This window comes from Rhodovibrio sodomensis, assembly GCF_016583645.1.
GTDB lineage: Bacteria > Pseudomonadota > Alphaproteobacteria > Kiloniellales > Rhodovibrionaceae > Rhodovibrio > Rhodovibrio sodomensis.
Genome location: NZ_NRRL01000098.1, coordinates 1 through 16,188 on the forward strand (window position 1 = coordinate 1; position 16,188 = coordinate 16,188).

Below are 16,188 nucleotides of genomic sequence, written 5' to 3' on the forward strand. Positions count from 1 at the left end.
GGCGCGTCGGCTTACGCCCGCGGCCGGACCACGCCGGAACCGCCGGCTCGGTTCCCGGCGGCCAGACCACGATGTTGCCCTGGACGCCGACGACGTAGGTCAGCCCCAGCTCCGTGAGCGCATCTCGGAAGGAACTGGTGTTGCCATACCCGGCGTCGGCAAGCAGCACGCCCTTGGGCACGCCGTCGGCCACGGCCGCCCGGATCTGCGCGAGCGCAATTTCCTGTTTCGTCTGGAACGTGACCTTGGCGGGCACCTTGGCCACGTTGCGCCGTTCGGTATCTCTCGCCCAGATCTCGGGAAGATACAGCCGCCAGGCGATCGGCAGCGAGGCGTTGGACGTGGCGACCGACAGCGACACCGCGACCTGGCAGTTGTCCTGCTTGCCGAGTTCACCGCAGTACTGCCGGGCCACGCCCACCGAATGCGGGCCTTGCTTGGGAAAGCCGGTGTCGTCGATGATCCAGGAGGCCACCGGTTGGGACGCCGTCATGACCGGCAGGACCTCATGGCGGACGGTTCGCAGGAGTGCGTCGGCCTCCCAGCTCGACTGGCCGACGAAGTGTAACAGCGCCTGGTGTTCAGCCGCCGTGCGGTCCGGGCGCAGCCGCGCCGCCATGGGCTCGACCGACTTGCGCTCGCCGGGCAGAAGCAGCCCGACGCAGTAGCGCCGGAACGGCTCAATCCGGTCTCTGTGCCGAAGACAAGCGGCCAGACTGTCCATATAAAGCGTGAAGCGCTCAGCCTGCGGCCCATCCATCCACTGGAGATCCATCGACACCCCCACATCCAGATTGAATCTCCGAATTTACCACAGCATGTGGGGGTCGCGACAAAAATCGTCCGATATCTTGTGACTCAGTAAGATTATACAGCTGAATCTTGCTCTCTCTTCAGGCAGTTAGGTCATCGGCCGCGAGCGGCCATGAAAAAGCCCCGCGTTCACGAGGAAGGCGGGGCTTTTCGCTGGGCTCTGACGCGCCGCCGGAGCGGTTTACGCGTTGTCCTCGGAAGCGGCGTTGTCGCCCGGCTGGCCGGTCGCGGCGGCGGACTCGTCACCGCCGTTGCCCGCGCTGTCGCCGGCATCGCCGTCGGCCGCCTGGGCGTTCTTGTTCTTGCGCGGGCGGCCACGGCTGCGCTTGGGCTTGGCCTGGCCTTCCGGCTCGCCCTGACCGTCGGCGCCGTCGCCGGCCTCGGCCGGATCGGCGCCGTTGGCGTGGATCGCTTGGCCGTTGCCCTCGGCCGGCTGCTCCCGGCGGCGGCGCTCGTCCTGCTCGTAGCGCTCGCGGCGTTCCTGGCGGGTGCCGCGGGCCTGGCTGTGCCGGCCGCCGTCGTCGTCCTCCTCGTCCTCGTCGTAGCCGTCGTAGCCGTTGGGCTCGCGGCCGTAGAGGTCCTCGTAGGAGGGGTCGGTGTTCTCGTTAATGATCCGGTAATAGTGCTCGGCGTGCTGGTAGTAGCTTTCCGCGATCACGCGGTCGCCGGCCGAGCTCGCGTCCCGCGCCAACGCCAGGTATTTTTCGTAGACCTGGGTGGCGTTACCGCGCACGCGCACGTCCGGGCCGTTGCTGTCGAAGTTCTGATTCTTCAGCGGGACGTTCTTGCGGCCACCGCCGCCGCCGCCTCCGCTGGAGCGACCACGGGGCCGCCTGCCACCACCGCTTGAACCTTGTCTCATCGTATCCGTATCACCTAGGAAAAGGTCGATCCTCGCGCTTTCGCACGTGACGCATGCCCGTGAATCCGGGCGCGCCGTCACGGAAGCTGCTCTCTATCGGGATCGCGTCGCGTTGTTCGGGGCCCAGGTTGCGCGCGCTGCGCCCAACCCCTCGTCATGGCCGCCGGCCCCCGATCGCCACGCGCCTACCCTAGTGGCGAACCGCGCCGTGTCCAAACGTTTTTCGCGCGGCTCCGCCGTGCGGGCGCGGCCGGACGGGATCACGGACCCGCCGCGCGCACGCAGCGCAGCGTGCCCGCCAAATCGCACACGCCAGCGGGTAAACGCAACCCCGCCGCCCGCAGCAGGTCCTGTACCGCCCGGCCCTGATCGTGGCCGACCTCCAGGAACGCCTGCCCGCCGGGCGCGAGCCAGCCGGCCAGCCGGGGGACCAGGTCGCGGTAGGCGTCCAGCCCGTCCGGCCCGCCGTCGAGCGCGCCCGCTGGATCGTAGCGCGCGACCTCCGGGCCCAGCTGGGCGATCTCGTCCGTCGGGATGTAGGGCGGGTTGGCGACGATCAGGTCGAACCGCGCGCCGGCGTCCAGCTCCGCCCAGCCGTCGCGGCGGATCGCCGCCCGGGCGTCCAGGCCGTGGCGCGCGGCGTTGGCGCGCGCCAGCGCCGCGGCGTCCGCGTCGCGCTCCAGGCCCACGCCGGTCGCCCGCGGCAGCTCCGACAAGAGCGCCAGCAAGAGGCAGCCGCTGCCGGTGCCGAGGTCGAGCACCCGCCACCCGCCGGCCCGCCCGGCAGGGCTCGCGTCGACGTGCGCCAACGCAGCCTCGACCAGCGTCTCGCTGTCCGGCCGGGGGTCCAGGACGGCGGGGCCGATCGCCAAGTTCAGGCTCCAGAATTCGCGCGCGCCCAGGATGCGGGCGACCGGCATCCGCGCCGCGCGCCGGTCGACGAAGCTCCGGAAGCGCTCGGCGGCGTCGCGCGCGATTCCCAGCTCCGGGCTGGCCAGCAGGGCGGCTTCGTCGTGGCCCGCGGCCGCCGCCAGCAGGGCGCGGGCGTCGCGCCGGGGCGCGTCCACGCCGGCCGTGGCCAGCCGTTCGGCCGCCGCGCGCAGCAGGTCGTCCGCCGTGACGAGGCCGGCCGGCCCGGCCGCATTCCGTGCGGTGTCCGCCGGGCTCACTGCAGCTCCGCCAGCTTCGCGGCCTGATCCTCGGAGATCAGCGGGTCGATCACCTGATCCAGGCCCTCGCCGCTGATCACCTTTTCCAGCTGGTACAGGGTCAGGCCGATCCGGTGGTCGGTCACGCGGCCCTGCGGGAAGTTGTAGGTGCGGATCCGCTCCGAGCGGTCGCCGCTGCCGATCTGGCTCTTGCGGTCGTCGGCGCGCGCCTGCTCCAGCTTTTGCCGCTCGGCGTCGTACAGGCGCGCGCGCAGCACCTGCATCGCCCGGGCGCGGTTCTTGTGCTGGGACTTGTTGTCCTGGCAGCTGACCACCACGCCGGTCGGGATGTGGGTGATCCGCACCGCCGAGTCGGTGGTGTTGACGTGCTGCCCGCCGGCGCCCTGGGAGCGGAAGGTATCGATCCGCAGATCCTTGTCCTCGATCTCGACGTCGACGTCCTCCGCCTCCGGCAGCACGGCGACCGTGGCGGCCGAGGTATGGATCCGGCCCTGGCTCTCGGTCTGCGGCACGCGCTGCACGCGGTGCACGCCGGATTCGTACTTCAGCTTGGCGAACACGCCGCGGCCCTTGACCAGCGCGCTGACTTCCTTGGCCCCGCCCTGGTCGGCCTCCTGCCAGGACAGCACCTCGACAGTCCAGCCCTGCTCGCTGGCATAGCGCTGGTACATCCGGAACAGTTCGGCGGCGAACAGCGCCGCCTCCTGGCCGCCGGTGCCCGCGCGCACCTCCAGGATCGCGTTCTTGTCGTCGTCCTTGTCGCGCGGGACCAGGCGCATCTGGACGTCGTGCTCGAGTTCCTCGCAGCGGTCGCGCAGGCGGTAGTATTCCTCCTCGGCCAGCTCGCGCATCTCCGCGTCGCTGTCGGGATCGTCCATCATCGCCTTCGCCTCGTCGCGCTCCTGGCGCGCGGCGCGCAGCGCCTGGATCGAATCGACGATCGGCTGGAGGTCGGAGATTTCCTTCAGCTTTTCGGTGTAGTCGTTGGAGCCGGGGCTGTCGTGCGACGACACCAGGGCCTGCAGCTCCTCGTAGCGCGCGACCACCCGGTCCAGGTTTTCTTCCAGCGACACGTCCCTCGTCCTTCCTTCGTGGTCCTGCGCGCCCGCCCGGCGCACGGCTCAGCGGTCGCCGCCGCCGCGGTCTTCGGGCTCGCCCCGATCGTCGCGGGCGCCCGGGGCGTGGCGCGGGTCGATGCCGTACAGCCGCTGCAGGCTGCGCTCCAGCTCGGCGCGCGCCTCACCGTCGCCGGCGGCGTCGCGCAGCGCCTGGGTGGGCCCGTGCAGCAGGCGGTTGACCAACAGGCGCGTGGCGGCGTCGGCGTCCAGCTTGCCGGTCGACAGCACTTCGGCGCGCACCGTTTCGAAATGCTGGCGCAGCGCGGTCAGCGACGGCACCGCCTCGCGCCCGGCCTCGCGCTTGGCGTAGGCGTCGAGCTCGGCGTCGACGATCGCCCAGGCGTCGAGCGCGGCATGCTCGCGCTGCACCCGGCCTTCCTGCGCGACCCGTTCCAGATCGCCCAGGTCGTAGACGAACGCCGACTCCAGCTCGTGCACCTTCGGCTCGACGTCCGCCGGCACGGCCGCGTCCATGATGAAAATGGGCCGCTGGCGCCGGCGTTTCAGCGCCCGCCGGACGCCCTGGCGCGCCAGCACGTAGTCGCCGCGCCCAAGCCCGGAGACGACGATGTCCGCGTCGGCGAGGGCGGTGTCCAGATCCGCCCACGGCCGTACGTCGCAGCCCAGCCGCCGCGCCGCGGCTTCCGCCCGGCGCTGGGTCGGGTGCGCCAGCACCATGCGGGCGACCGGGCTGTCGTTCAACTGCGCGGCCATCAGCTCGCCCATCTCGCCCAGGCCGAGCAGCAGGGCGTTGCAGCGGCGCAGGTCGCCGTGAACCTGCCGGGCGACCTTGATCGCCGCCGCGGCGATCGACACCGGCTGGCTGGCGAGCTCGGTCTCCGAGCGCACGCGCTTGGCGACCGTGTAGGCGCTCTGCAGCATCGCCTCCAGCGCGCCGGACACCAGCCCGGCTTCCTGCGCCACCCGGTGGCTGTCCTTCAGCTGTCCCAGCACCTGCGGTTCGCCCAGCACCTGGCTGTCGAGCGCGGCGGCGACCGCGAACAGGTGGCGGAGCGCGGCGTGGCCGCGGTGGATCGACAGCAGCCGGCCGACCTCCGCGTCCGGCATCCCGGACCAGCCGGCGAGCAGCTCGCCCGCGGCCAGCTCCACCTTTTGCGGGGTGTCGGACAGGGTCGCGACCTCGACCCGCTCGCAGGTCGCCAGCACCAGGCCCTGCTCGAAACCGGCCGCGCGCAGGTTGGCCAGCAGGCGCGCGCGGTCGACGTCCTCGACGAACAGGCTTTCGCGCACGTCCGCGGGGACGTTGCGGTGGGACAGGCCCACGATCACCAGACGGGCAGCCGGGTCGCCGGACATACCTTGTACCCCTGCGCGCGAAAGACCTGCCGGATTTTGGCTGTAGGGCAAGATGCTGAATGATGGAATCACCTTTCAGCTGAATCTTGCCCCATCTTCAAGAAGTTAGAGCTACATTCAGCGCGAAGGCCGTTTCGGACTTCGGGCATGTAGCTCTAGCCCAGCTGGGCGAGACGCGCGCCCAGGGCGTCCAGGGCCACCGTCTCCTGTTCGCCGCTGTCCAGGTCGCGCAAGGTGGCGCTGCCCTTGGCCGCCTCGTCCTCGCCCAGGATCACGGCGGCGCGGGCGTTGACCCGGTCGGCGCGCTTCAGGCGCTTGCGCAGGTTCCCGGTATAGCCGAGCTCCACCGGAAAGCCCTGCTGGCGCAGCTTCTGGGTCAGATCCAGGGCCATCGCCTCCTGCCCCTCGCCCGCGGGCACGACCGCGATCGGTCGGGGCGGCTGCGGCGCCTGGCTCAGCAGCATGGCTAGCCGCTCGACCCCCGCGGCCCAGCCGATCCCGGGCGTGCTGGGGCCGCCCATCTGCTCGATCAGGCCGTCGTAGCGCCCGCCCGCCAAGACCGTGCCCTGCGCGCCCAACTGGTCGGTGGTGAACTCGAAACAGGTGTGGGAATAGTAGTCCAGCCCGCGCACCAGCCGCGGGTTGATCTCGTAGGAAATGCCGAGCGTGCGCAGCCCGTCCAGCACCTGCCGGAAGAAGTCCTTGGACTCCCGGTTCAGATAGTCGTCGAACTGCGGCGCGTCGGCCACCAGCCGGCGGTCGCCCGGATCCTTGGAATCCAGGATGCGCAGCGGATTGCGGTGCAGCCGCGCGCGGCTGTCGTCGGACAGCCGATCCGCGTACTGCTGAAAATAGTCGACCAGCGCTTGCCGGTAGGCCTGCCGGCTTTCCAGGTCGCCCAGGGTGTTGATCTCCAGGGTGATCCGGTCGCTGTCCAGCCCGATTTCGCGCAGGAAGTGGCGGGCGAGCGCGATCATCTCGACGTCGCCGACCGGCTGGGCGACCCCGATCAGCTCGACGTCGACCTGGTGGAACTGCCTGAGGCGGCCCTTCTGCGGGCGCTCGTGGCGGAACATCGGGCCGGTGTAGAACAGCTTCTGCGGCAGGTCCTGCTGCAGCCCGTTGGTGATGAAGGCGCGCGCGACGCCCGCGGTCGCCTCCGGGCGCAGGGTGACGCTGTCGCCCTCCTCCGACACCGGGAAGGTGTACATCTCCTTGGTCACGATGTCGGATGTCTCGCCCAGGGTGCGCCGGAAGACATCGGTGAACTCGAACACCGGCGTGGCCATCTCGTGATAGCCGTAGCGCTCGGCCAGGCGGCGGCAGGCGTCCACGACGGCGCGCTGACGGCGCATGTCCTCCGGCAGGATGTCGCGGGTGCCGCGAACCGGCTGTAGTTTCGCCAAGGCGGGTCTCCGGGCGGTGGTCGGGCGCGCGCTCGCGCGCCGCGGACACTTACCGCGCGCGCCGGTTAAAAGGCAACCGGTTGGGATGGGGACGGGTGTGGCGGCGCGTTCCCCCTCCTCCACTGGGAGGAGGGGGACAGGGGGAGGTGGTTGCTCGGGACGTAGTTTATACGACGGGTTTTATAACAGCGCGTGAGCGCGGAAAGGCCGTGCAGAGCTACCTCACCCTGGCCCTCTCCTTCCAGTGAAGGAGAGGGGACCCGCCGCGGCGGCCGTCGCACAGGCTTGCGGCGGGCTACTCCGCCGCCGCGCTGCCGGCGCTCGCGGCGTCTTCCGCCTCGGTCTTGCGCTGTTCGTCCTTCTTGGCCTCGATCTCCGCGGCCTTCTCTTCGACCTGCTTGACCAGGTGGTCGACGATGTCCTCGTCCTTCAGGCGGTGGCTGGGCAGGCCGTTGACGTAGACCTGGTGGGTGCCGCGGCCGCCGCCGGTAAAGCCGACGTCGGTCAGGGTCGCCTCGCCCGGGCCGTTGACCACGCAGCCGATCACCGAGACGGTCAGCGGCGTGGAGATGTGCTCCAGCCGGTCCTCCAGCTTGCGCACCGTCTCGATCACGTCGAACTGCTGGCGCGCGCACGACGGGCAGGAGATCACGTTGACGCCGCGATGGCGCAGGCCGAGCGACTTCAGGATCTCGTAGCCGACCTTGATCTCCTCGACCGGATCGCAGGACAGCGAAACCCGGACCGTGTCGCCGATCCCGGCCCACAGCAGGTTGCCCAGGCCGATCGACGACTTGATCGTGCCGGAGCGCTGGCCGCCGGCCTCGGTGATGCCGATGTGCAGCGGATAATCGCAAGCGTCGGCGAGCTGCATGTAGGCGGCGACCGCCAGGAACACGTCGGAGGCCTTGCACGAGATCTTGAACTCGTAGAAGTCCTCCTCTTCCAGGATGCGCGCGTGGGTGAGCGCGCTTTCCACCATCGCGTCCGGACACGGCTCGCCGTACTTTTCCAGGATGTCGCGCTCCAGCGAGCCGGCGTTGACGCCGATCCGCATCGAGCAGCCGTGGTCCTTGGCGGCCTTCACGACTTCCTGCACGCGCGACCGGGAGCCGATGTTGCCGGGGTTGATGCGCAGGCAGGCGGCGCCCGCCTGGGCCGCCTCGATGGCGCGTTTGTAGTGGAAGTGGATGTCCGCGACGATCGGGATGCCGACCTGCGGCACGATCTGCTTGAGCGCCGCGGTGCTCTCCTCCGACGGGCAGGAGACGCGGACGATGTCGCAGCCGGCGTCCTCCAGCCGCTTGATCTGCTCGACCGTGCCCTGGACGTCCTCGCAGTCGGTGTTGGTCATCGACTGCACGGTGATCGGCGCGTCGCCGCCGACGGGGACGCTGCCGACGTGGATCTGCCGGGACTGACGGCGGTGGATGTCGCGGTAGGGGCGGACGCTCATGGTGCTCGCTCTTGTGTCCGAGAGCGAAATGCCTGAAGGCCGCATCGGCCGTCCGGCTGACTTTCGCTCTACCTCCTTGAAAGGGGGCAAGAATCAACTGGAAGGCGGCTGCCCTCTCAGCATCTTGCCCTTGGGCTTCGGCCCGGGCGAACCGGCGATGCGGAAAAACGCATCCCACCACTCAGGGATACACGCGAACGCCGGTACCCGGCAACCGCGCGGCCGTCGCAGCAGCCATGACGGTTCGGTGAATGCCCGCGCGACGCGCGCGCCGGCGGTGCCCACGTCCGGGCGCCGGAGGCCCGCGGGCAGACCGCGCCGACGGGTCGGCCGCTCCGCCACACGGGTGGACCGGGCGAAGGCGGAGACGTGAGCACGGCGGTGGGTCCCGAGCCTCGGGTTTCGCGCGGAGCCGCCCCCCCATGCTCTCTCTGTTAGAGGCTGTGAGCGGACCTGCTGGCAACTCCTCCCGGGTTAGGAAGGTCGGCGATCAGACGGCTAGGTCAAGTGGGGGAGGGCGATATAGTCCTTGGACTGCATTTCCATCAGCCGCGAGACGGTCCGCTGGAACTCGAAGCCGCCGTCGGCGCCGGTGTAGAGGCGCTCCGGCGGGGCGTCGGCGGCGATCAGCAGGTTGCAGCGGTGCTCGTAGAGCGCGTCGACCAGCATCATGAAGCGCCGGGCCTCGTTGCGCTGGTCGCCGGTCAGCTGCGGCACGTCGTCCAGCAGGACCGTGTGGTAGTGCGTGGCGAGCGCGAGATAGTCCTGCGCGCCCAGCGCCTTGGCGCACAATTCGTCGAAGCTGAACCGGGCGACCCCGCGCGCCGAGCGCGGCACGTCGACCCGCCGGCCCTTCACCGTGATGTAGTCGCGCGCGATCTCCGCGCCCTCGGTCAGGCGGTGAAACGCCTGGTCCATCGCCTGGCGCGCCTTCGCCCCCAGCGGGGTCTGGTAGACGGTGATGTCCGACAGGCGGCTCAGCCGGTAGTCGCGCCCGCCCTCCAGGCCGAGTACGTCCAGGCGCTGTTTCATCAGGTCGATGAACGGCAGGAAACGGCCGCGCTGCAGGCCGTTTTCGTACAGCCGGTCGGGCGGGAAGTTGGAGGTGGCGACGACCACCACGCCGCGTTCGAACAGCGCCTCGAACAGCCGGCCCAGGATCATCGCGTCGGCGACGTTGACGACGTGGAACTCGTCGAAGCAGAACAGCCAGTTTTCCTGGGCGATCTTGTCCGCCAGCTGCGGCAGCGGGTCGGCCTTCGACCCCTTGGTCTCCTGCCGCCAGGCGTGCAGGCGGTCGTGCACCTCCGCCATGAAGGCGTGGAAGTGGACGCGCCGCTTGCGGGTGACCGGCGCGCGGGCGTGGAACAGGTCCATCAGCATGGACTTGCCGCGCCCGACGTCGCCGTAGAGGTAGAGGCCCTGCGGCGGCGTCTCCGGCCGGCGCGACAGGCCCAGGCGCGCCTTCCAGCCGCCGGGGCTCTTGGGCTGATAGTTCCGCAGCGCGTGGTGCAGCGATTCGAGCTTCTCCGCCGCCAGCTCCTGCGCGGGATCGCCGTCCAGCTCGCCCTGCCGGCGCAGCGCGCGGTAGGCGGCGAGCGGCCCGTCCGCGCTCACCGCGTCCTGGTTGGGCAAGTCGCTTGCGGCTTTGGCGCCGTCGTGCGCGGCCTCGGCCATGCTCCACCCGTGATCCAATGCCGGTAACGAGGCCGCACCTAAGCGCCGGCCGGTGCGCAGGTCAACGGTTGGGGGCCGTCAGCTCTCCGCCACCACCGCGTTCTCCAGCGTGCCGATGCCCTGCACCGTGCAGGCGATGGTGTCGCCGGGCTTCAGCCACAAGGGCGGGGTGCGCGCCATGCCGACCCCGGGCGGGGTGCCGGTGGCAATGATCGTGCCGGGCTCCAGCGTCATCACCTCGCTCGCCGCCTCGACCAGGGTCGCGACGTCGAAGATCAGGTCGTCGGTGGTGCCGTCCTGCACGGTCTCGCCGTTCAGCGTGGCGGAGATGCGCAGGCCCCGGGCGCCGTCGGGCAGCCCGTCCGCGGTCACGATCTCCGGCCCGAACGATCCCGACCGGTCGAAGTTCTTGCCCAGCGTCCACTGCCCGCCCTTCTTCTGGAAGTCGCGCAGCGAGCCGTCGTTCAGGATCGAATAGCCGATCACGTGGTCGAGCGCCCGGGACGCGGGCACGTTGCGGGCAGCGCGCCCGATCACCGCGACCAGCTCGCTTTCGTAGTCGTACTTCTCGCTCGCCGCCGGGCGGACCAGCGGCGCGCCGTCGGCGACGAGCGAGCTCTTGTAGCGGGCGAACAGGATCGGGTGCCGGGGCAGCTCCATACCGACTTCCCGCGCGTGGCTCAGGTAGTTCAGCCCGGCGCACAGGATCTTCGGCGGGTCCGGGATCGGCAGCGCGAGCTTGACCCCGTCGCGCGGCACCCAGTGCTCCGCCGGGGCGTGCTCGGCAAGCGCGCGCAGCCGTTCCAGGTTGTCCTCCGCCAACAGGGTCGCCCAGTCGCGCGGCATCTCGGGATCCAGCGCGGATAGGTCCAGGACCCGGTCGTCGCGCGCGATCCCGGGCGTCGGCCGGCCGTTCTTGTCGAAGCTGAGCAGACGCATCTAACCGGCCTATTCCATCGTCGGCATGGTGTACTCCGCACCGGCGCGGATGCCGGTGGGCCAGCGCTGGGTCACCGTCTTCAGGCGGGTGTAGAAGCGCACGCCCTCCATGCCGTGCATGTGATGGTCGCCGAACAGCGAACGCTTCCAGCCGCCGAACGAGTGGAACGCCATCGGCACCGGGATCGGCACGTTGATGCCGACCATGCCGGTCTGCGCCTCCTGCTGGTACTGCCGGGCGGCGTCGCCGTCGCGGGTGAAGATCGCCGAGCCGTTGCCGAACTCGTGCGCGTTCACCAGCTCGACCGCCTCGTCGTAGCTGTTGGCGCGGACCACCGACAGCACGGGGCCGAAGATCTCCTCCGTGTAGATCCGCATGTCGGGGGTGACCCGGTCGAACAGGCAGCCGCCCATGAAGTTGCCGTTCTCGTAGCCCTGCAGCGACTGACCGCGGCCGTCGACCACCAGCTCCGCGCCCTCCTCGACGCCCAGGTCGACGTAGCCCTTGACCTTCCGCAGGTGCTCGGCCGTGACCAGCGGGCCCATGTCGGCCTTCGGGTCGTCCCACGGGCCGATCCGCAGGTTCTCCACCTTGGGCGCCAGGCGGGAGACCAGCTGGTCGCCGGCCTCGCCCACCGTGACCGCGACCGAGACCGCCATGCAGCGCTCGCCCGCACTGCCGTAGCCAGCCCCCATCAGCGCGTCGGCGGCCTGGTCCATGTCGGCGTCGGGCATCACCACCATGTGGTTCTTGGCGCCGCCCAGCGCCTGCACCCGTTTATTGTGCGCGCAGCCGTGCTGGTAGATGTATTCGGCGATCGGGGTCGAGCCGACGAACGAGACCGCCTGCACGTCCGGGTGCTGCAGCAGCCCGTCGACCGCCTGCTTGTCGCCGTTGACGACGTTGAGCACGCCCTTCGGCGCGCCCGCCTCCATCATCAGCTCGGCCAGGTAGAGCGGGACGCTGGGGTCCTTCTCGCTGGGCTTGAGCACGAAGGTGTTGCCGCAGGCGAGCGCCACCGGGAACATCCACATCGGCACCATCGCCGGGAAGTTGAACGGCGTGATCCCGGCGACCACGCCCAGCGGCATGCGCATGGAGAAGCTGTCGACGCTCGACCCCACCTGCTGGGTATAGTCGCCCTTCAGGATGTGCGGCGCGCCGGTGGCGAACTCGACCACCTCGATGCCGCGCGTGACCTCGCCCTGGGCGTCGTTGAACACCTTGCCGTGCTCGCGGCAGATCATCTCGGCGAGCCGGTCGCGGTGCTGTTCCAGCAGTTCCTTGTACTTGAACAGCACCCGGGCGCGGCTCAGCGGGGTCTTGCCCGCCCATTCCGGGAACGCCTGCTTGGCGGACGCGACCGCGCGTTGCAGCGTGGCGTCGTCGGCGAAGGCCACGCTGGCGGTCTGCTGGCCGGTGGCGGGGTTGAACACGGCCCCGCTACGCCCGCCGGTGTCGGTCGTGCGCGCGCCGTCGATAAAGTGGGTGAGCTGATCGGTCATGAGGTCCCTCCGGCCCGTCAAGCGGGCGTTGCCTGTGTCGCGGCGCGTCGCTCGCGCGTGGGGAAGCGTTTATGGTTCCGTGTCCTTGCCTACCCGCTCGCGCGGGCGGCGGCAAGATGCCGGCCCGCACGCCGGCGGCGATCACGCGGGTCGGCGGCACCGCATGCGCACGCCGCGACAACCGGGGACTCGCAACCGGCGCGCCCGGGGCCCAGGTGACAGGACATGAACGACCTCGCGCTGATCGTCGAACTCTGCCCGGTCCTGCGCCGGCTGCTGGAGGACCAGGCCCGCGCCGGCGAGACGGTCCGCTACCGCGACCTCGCCCGGTCGGCGGAGGTGCCGGGACCGCACACGATCCACAAGACGACCCAGGCGCTGGAGGCGATCACCCGGGCCGACCATGCCGCCGGGCGACCGCTGATCGCGGCCCTGGCGGTCGGCCGCGGCAACGACGGCCTGCCGGGCCCGGGGTTCTTCCAGCTGCTGCGCGAACTGGGCCGCTACGACGGCCCCGACAGCGGCGAGGCCGCCCGCCAGGCGCACGCCCGCGAGGTCGCCGCGGTGATCGCCGCATACCGCGACGCCTGAGCCGAGAAAGCCGACACGCATCAGGGAGGGTCAACGCCATGGCCGACTGCCTGAAGATCACCGTGGGCGCCGTTTCGTTTACCGCAACCCTGCGCGACACCCCGACCGCCAGGGCAGTCGCCGCGGCCTGCCCGATCGAGGGCAGCGCCAACACCTGGGGCGAGGAGGTCTATTTCGGCGCCGCGCTCGACGTCGCGCCGGAGAGCGGCCAGCGCGCCGTCGTGGACGCCGGCGAGATCGCCTACTGGCTGGAGGGCAACGCGATCGCGATCGGCTACGGTCCGACGCCGGTCAGCCAGGGCGACGAGATCCGCCTGGCCGCGCCGGTCAACATCTTCGCCGACGCCGACCCCGACGCGGTCCGCAAGCTCACGGGGTCGACCGGCGGCGAGCCCGTGAAGGTGGAACTGGCGTAGGCCGGTTTCCGCCGGGCCGCTCGGCAGCGCATGCGACCGACCCACGTGCACGCGGAAGACTGTCTCCGGGAGTGCGCGCATCGGGCAAGCGGCACGCTGGCGCGACCGGGGGCCGCAAACCGCAGGCTCACGGCCCGTCCCAGACGGCGACGCGCGCGCCGACGGCGGTGGCGAGACGGTCGCGCAGCGTTTCGTCGACCGTTGGCGGCACCACGGCGAGGTCAAGCGGGGCCGACGGCGGCGGGGTGTCGGCCAGCGCTTCGGCGACCCGCGGCGACAGCACGGCCACTCTGGGCGCGGTCTGGTCCAGGGCGGCGGCGACCGTGCGCGCGTCCAGGCGCGGCAGCAGGACGACCTCGCGTCCGGCGGTGAGCGGCGTCAGCAGCGCGCTCAGCGCCCAGGCGTCCTCGGGGTGCTGGGCGATCAGCCAACGCCCGGCACCGCCCGCCAGGTCAAGCAGCCGGTCGACCGCGTCCGCCAGCTGGTCGGCGTCGGCCCGGCTGCCGTCGGCGCGCAGCACGCCCGCCGAAGCGCTCGCGTCCAGCGTGCCCGGGCGTTCCCCTTCCGCCTGCAGCAGGCGCGGCAGCGCGCCGGTGCGCGGATGGCGCGGCAGGGTCGCGAGCTCGCCGCCGCGCAGCAGCGGGGCCATCAGGTTGCGCGGAAACGGCAGCAGTTCCGCCATCTTGTCGACCAGGACGGCGTCCAGCGCGCTGTCGTCCAGCAGATCCAGCCAGCGGTGCTGCAGCCGGGTCAGGTCGAGCGACACCAGCACGCCCGCCGCGATGCCGGACAGCCGGTCCGCCAGCCCGTTCCCGCGCGCCAGCGGATCGCACGGCACCAGCGTCGCGCCCAGGCGCAGGCCGGCCATCGCGGCCATCGCGGCCGTCGGCACCGGCGGCAGCAACAGGCCCAGACGCTTGTCCGGACCGACCTCGAGCCGGGCCAGCGCGCCGGTCATCCGGCCGGCCCGGGCGGTCAGCTGCGCGTAACTCCAGCTGCGCCCGAAGCTGGAGATCGCGGTCTGCTCGCCGCGGGCGACCGCGGTCTCCAGAATCCGGGCGGCGATTGGGGCGGTTCCGCCGGCTGGCGCGTCGGGGTGGGTCACGTCGTCGCGTCCTCGCGTCCTGGCTGGTTCGGTGCAAAGGCCGGTGCGCGTGCGCTCCAAAGCGGGCGTTGGCGGCGGCGCCGAGACCGGGCCGATCTTGTGCGGGTGAAACGGATTGGGTTACCTGCCGGCCGGCGCGCCGTCGGCCGGGTGGGATCTAACGCCGGCGCCGCAAGCGCGGATCCGGACGCCGGGCCTGCGCGCCCGGCCAGCAAGCAGGGGGAGGACTAGCGCTCATGGCCCAGTTCCAGACATTGGACACGCTCGACGTCGCCGGCAAGACGGTGCTCGTGCGGGTCGACTTCAACGTGCCGATGCACGACGGCAAGGTCACGGATCCGAGCCGCATCCGGCGCGCCGCCCGGACCGTCCGCGAACTGGTCGACCGCAAGGCGAAGGTGGTGCTGCTGTCCCACTTCGGCCGGCCGAAAGGCGAGCGGGTGCCGGAGATGTCGCTCAAGCCGACCGTGCAGCCGCTGCAGGACGCGCTCGACGGCCTGCCGGTCGGCTTCGCGGAAGACTGCGTCGGCGCGCCGGCCGAGCACGCAGTCGCCGCGCTCGCGCCCGGCCAGGTCGTGCTGCTGGAGAACCTGCGCTACCACAAGCAGGAGGAGAAGGACGATCCGGGGTTCGCCGACCAGCTGGCCAAGCTGGGCGAACTGTACCTGAACGACGCTTTCTCCGCCGCGCACCGCGCGCACGCCAGCGTGCACGCGCTTGCCAAGCGGCTGCCGTCGGGCGCCGGCCGCCTGATGCAGGAGGAGCTGGAGCATCTGGAAGCCGCGCTGGAGACCCCCAGGCGGCCGATGCTGGCCGTGGTCGGCGGCGCCAAGGTGTCGACCAAGCTGGACCTGCTGTCCAACCTGGTGACCAAGGTCGACGCGCTGGTGATCGGCGGCGGCATGGCCAACACCTTCCTGCACGCCCAGGGCCACGACGTCGGCGGCTCGCTGTGCGAGAAGGAGCTGGCCGAGACCGCGAACCGGATCCTGCAGAAGGCCCGCGCGGAGGGCGGCGAGATCATCCTGCCGACCGACGCGGTGGTCGCCCGCGAGCTCGAGGCCGGCGTCGAGACCGAGACCTGCCCGGTCGACCGCGTGCCCGGCGACAAGATGATCCTGGACGCCGGCCCGGAAACGGTCGACCGGCTGTGCCGCCGGCTGGAGGATTGCCGGACAATCGTCTGGAACGGCCCGCTCGGCACGTTCGAGACGCCGCCGTTCGACCGGGCGACCAACCAGGTCGCCGCCAAGGCGGCGGAACTGACCAAGGCGGACCGGCTGCTGTCGGTCGCCGGCGGCGGCGACACCGTCTCCGCACTCACCCACGCCGGCGTGCTGCAGGACTTCTCCTACGTCTCCGCCGCCGGCGGCGCGTTCCTGGAGTGGCTGGAGGGCAAGGACCTCCCCGGCGTCCGGGTGCTGGCCGAGAGCGCGTAGCGCCGCCGTCCCCGGCCGTGCCGCCGGCCCCGGCCCCACCGCGGGTAGGTGCGCGGACCCCGCGCGACCGCGTGCGTCGAGCGCGGACCTGCGGCCCCGGAGCAAACGCGATGACAGCCAAATAGGCCCTCATCGTGGATCTCGCCCTAACCCCCATTTTGCACGGAGGCAGGGCGGGCCTCCCTTGAACCCGCGGATTCGTGCGGGTTATGGGCGCTGAGGCAATACACGAAATCAGCGTGGAGGCCCGCCCATGGCAGAGGGTAACCAAGAACAGCTGCGATTTCATCCCGTCGAGGGCTGCACGGTCCGGGCCGAGTTCAACGGCGGGGCCATGTCCTCGGACTTTGGCCCGATGCTGCTTCGGGGTGTCG

Annotated in this window: 14 protein-coding genes; 3 read left to right on the top strand and 11 right to left on the bottom strand. The window is 71.0% G+C overall.

The genetic code is table 11. The features are described from left to right. The 10 genes from CKO28_RS21365 to CKO28_RS21410 all read right to left on the bottom strand — a co-directional run. On the bottom strand, nt 1–775 hold a 775-nt coding region (locus CKO28_RS21365), incomplete at its 3' end, for an IS701 family transposase (RefSeq protein ID WP_200342851.1). A gap of 219 nt (nt 776–994) precedes the next feature. Beyond that, nucleotides 995–1,675, bottom strand: coding sequence for a DUF4167 domain-containing protein (locus CKO28_RS21370; RefSeq protein WP_200342852.1), 681 nt, complete (start codon nt 1,673–1,675; stop codon nt 995–997). A gap of 260 nt (nt 1,676–1,935) precedes the next feature. Beyond that, nucleotides 1,936–2,844, bottom strand: a complete 909-nt coding sequence (prmC, locus tag CKO28_RS21375) for a peptide chain release factor N(5)-glutamine methyltransferase (protein ID WP_338050209.1) — start codon at nt 2,842–2,844, stop codon at nt 1,936–1,938. After that, entirely contained in the window at nt 2,841–3,917 is a 1,077-nt protein-coding gene (gene prfA / locus CKO28_RS21380; RefSeq protein ID WP_200342853.1) for a peptide chain release factor 1, read from the bottom strand. Before prfA ends, prmC begins: the two co-directional genes overlap by 4 nt. A 48-nt stretch (nt 3,918–3,965) precedes the next feature. Then, nucleotides 3,966–5,279: a glutamyl-tRNA reductase gene (gene hemA / locus CKO28_RS21385; protein ID WP_200342854.1), complete on the bottom strand. Its 1,314-nt coding sequence runs from the start codon at nt 5,277–5,279 to the stop codon at nt 3,966–3,968. A gap of 155 nt (nt 5,280–5,434) precedes the next feature. Next, a complete protein-coding gene (gene hisS, locus CKO28_RS21390; RefSeq protein ID WP_200342855.1) occupies nt 5,435–6,685 on the bottom strand; it encodes a histidine--tRNA ligase in 1,251 nt (416 codons plus the stop codon). Between the two features lie 295 nt (nt 6,686–6,980). After that, on the bottom strand, nt 6,981–8,141 hold the full coding sequence (gene ispG, locus CKO28_RS21395; protein ID WP_200342856.1) for a flavodoxin-dependent (E)-4-hydroxy-3-methylbut-2-enyl-diphosphate synthase: 1,161 nt from the start codon (nt 8,139–8,141) through the stop codon (nt 6,981–6,983). A gap of 498 nt (nt 8,142–8,639) precedes the next feature. Further along, nucleotides 8,640–9,818 (bottom strand): cell division protein ZapE, encoded by a 1,179-nt coding sequence (gene zapE, locus CKO28_RS21400; protein ID WP_200342857.1) that lies wholly within the window; start codon nt 9,816–9,818, stop codon nt 8,640–8,642. 78 nt (nt 9,819–9,896) lie between these two features. Beyond that, nucleotides 9,897–10,757, bottom strand: a complete 861-nt coding sequence (locus CKO28_RS21405) for a fumarylacetoacetate hydrolase family protein (protein WP_200342858.1) — start codon at nt 10,755–10,757, stop codon at nt 9,897–9,899. Between the two features lie 9 nt (nt 10,758–10,766). Further along, a complete protein-coding gene (locus CKO28_RS21410) occupies nt 10,767–12,263 on the bottom strand; it encodes a CoA-acylating methylmalonate-semialdehyde dehydrogenase (RefSeq protein WP_200342859.1) in 1,497 nt (498 codons plus the stop codon). A 225-nt stretch (nt 12,264–12,488) separates the two neighbouring features. On the opposite strand from CKO28_RS21410, the gene CKO28_RS21415 reads away from it, so the two are divergent. Together CKO28_RS21415 and CKO28_RS21420 are read left to right on the top strand one after the other, a co-directional pair. Further along, nucleotides 12,489–12,854, top strand: a complete 366-nt coding sequence (locus tag CKO28_RS21415; protein ID WP_200342860.1) for a hypothetical protein — start codon at nt 12,489–12,491, stop codon at nt 12,852–12,854. Nucleotides 12,855–12,892: 38 nt separating this feature from the next. Further along, nucleotides 12,893–13,270, top strand: a complete 378-nt coding sequence (locus CKO28_RS21420; protein ID WP_200342861.1) for a cyclophilin-like fold protein — start codon at nt 12,893–12,895, stop codon at nt 13,268–13,270. Between the two features lie 127 nt (nt 13,271–13,397). Here the strand turns inward: CKO28_RS21420 and CKO28_RS21425 are convergent, their stop codons facing one another. Continuing rightward, a complete protein-coding gene (locus CKO28_RS21425; RefSeq protein ID WP_200342862.1) occupies nt 13,398–14,375 on the bottom strand; it encodes an AMP-binding protein in 978 nt (325 codons plus the stop codon). Between the two features lie 236 nt (nt 14,376–14,611). Here CKO28_RS21425 and CKO28_RS21430 point away from each other — a divergent pair, with 236 nt between their 5' ends. Next, nucleotides 14,612–15,814: a phosphoglycerate kinase gene (locus CKO28_RS21430; RefSeq protein WP_200342863.1), complete on the top strand. Its 1,203-nt coding sequence runs from the start codon at nt 14,612–14,614 to the stop codon at nt 15,812–15,814. Nucleotides 15,815–16,188 lie beyond the last annotated feature (374 nt).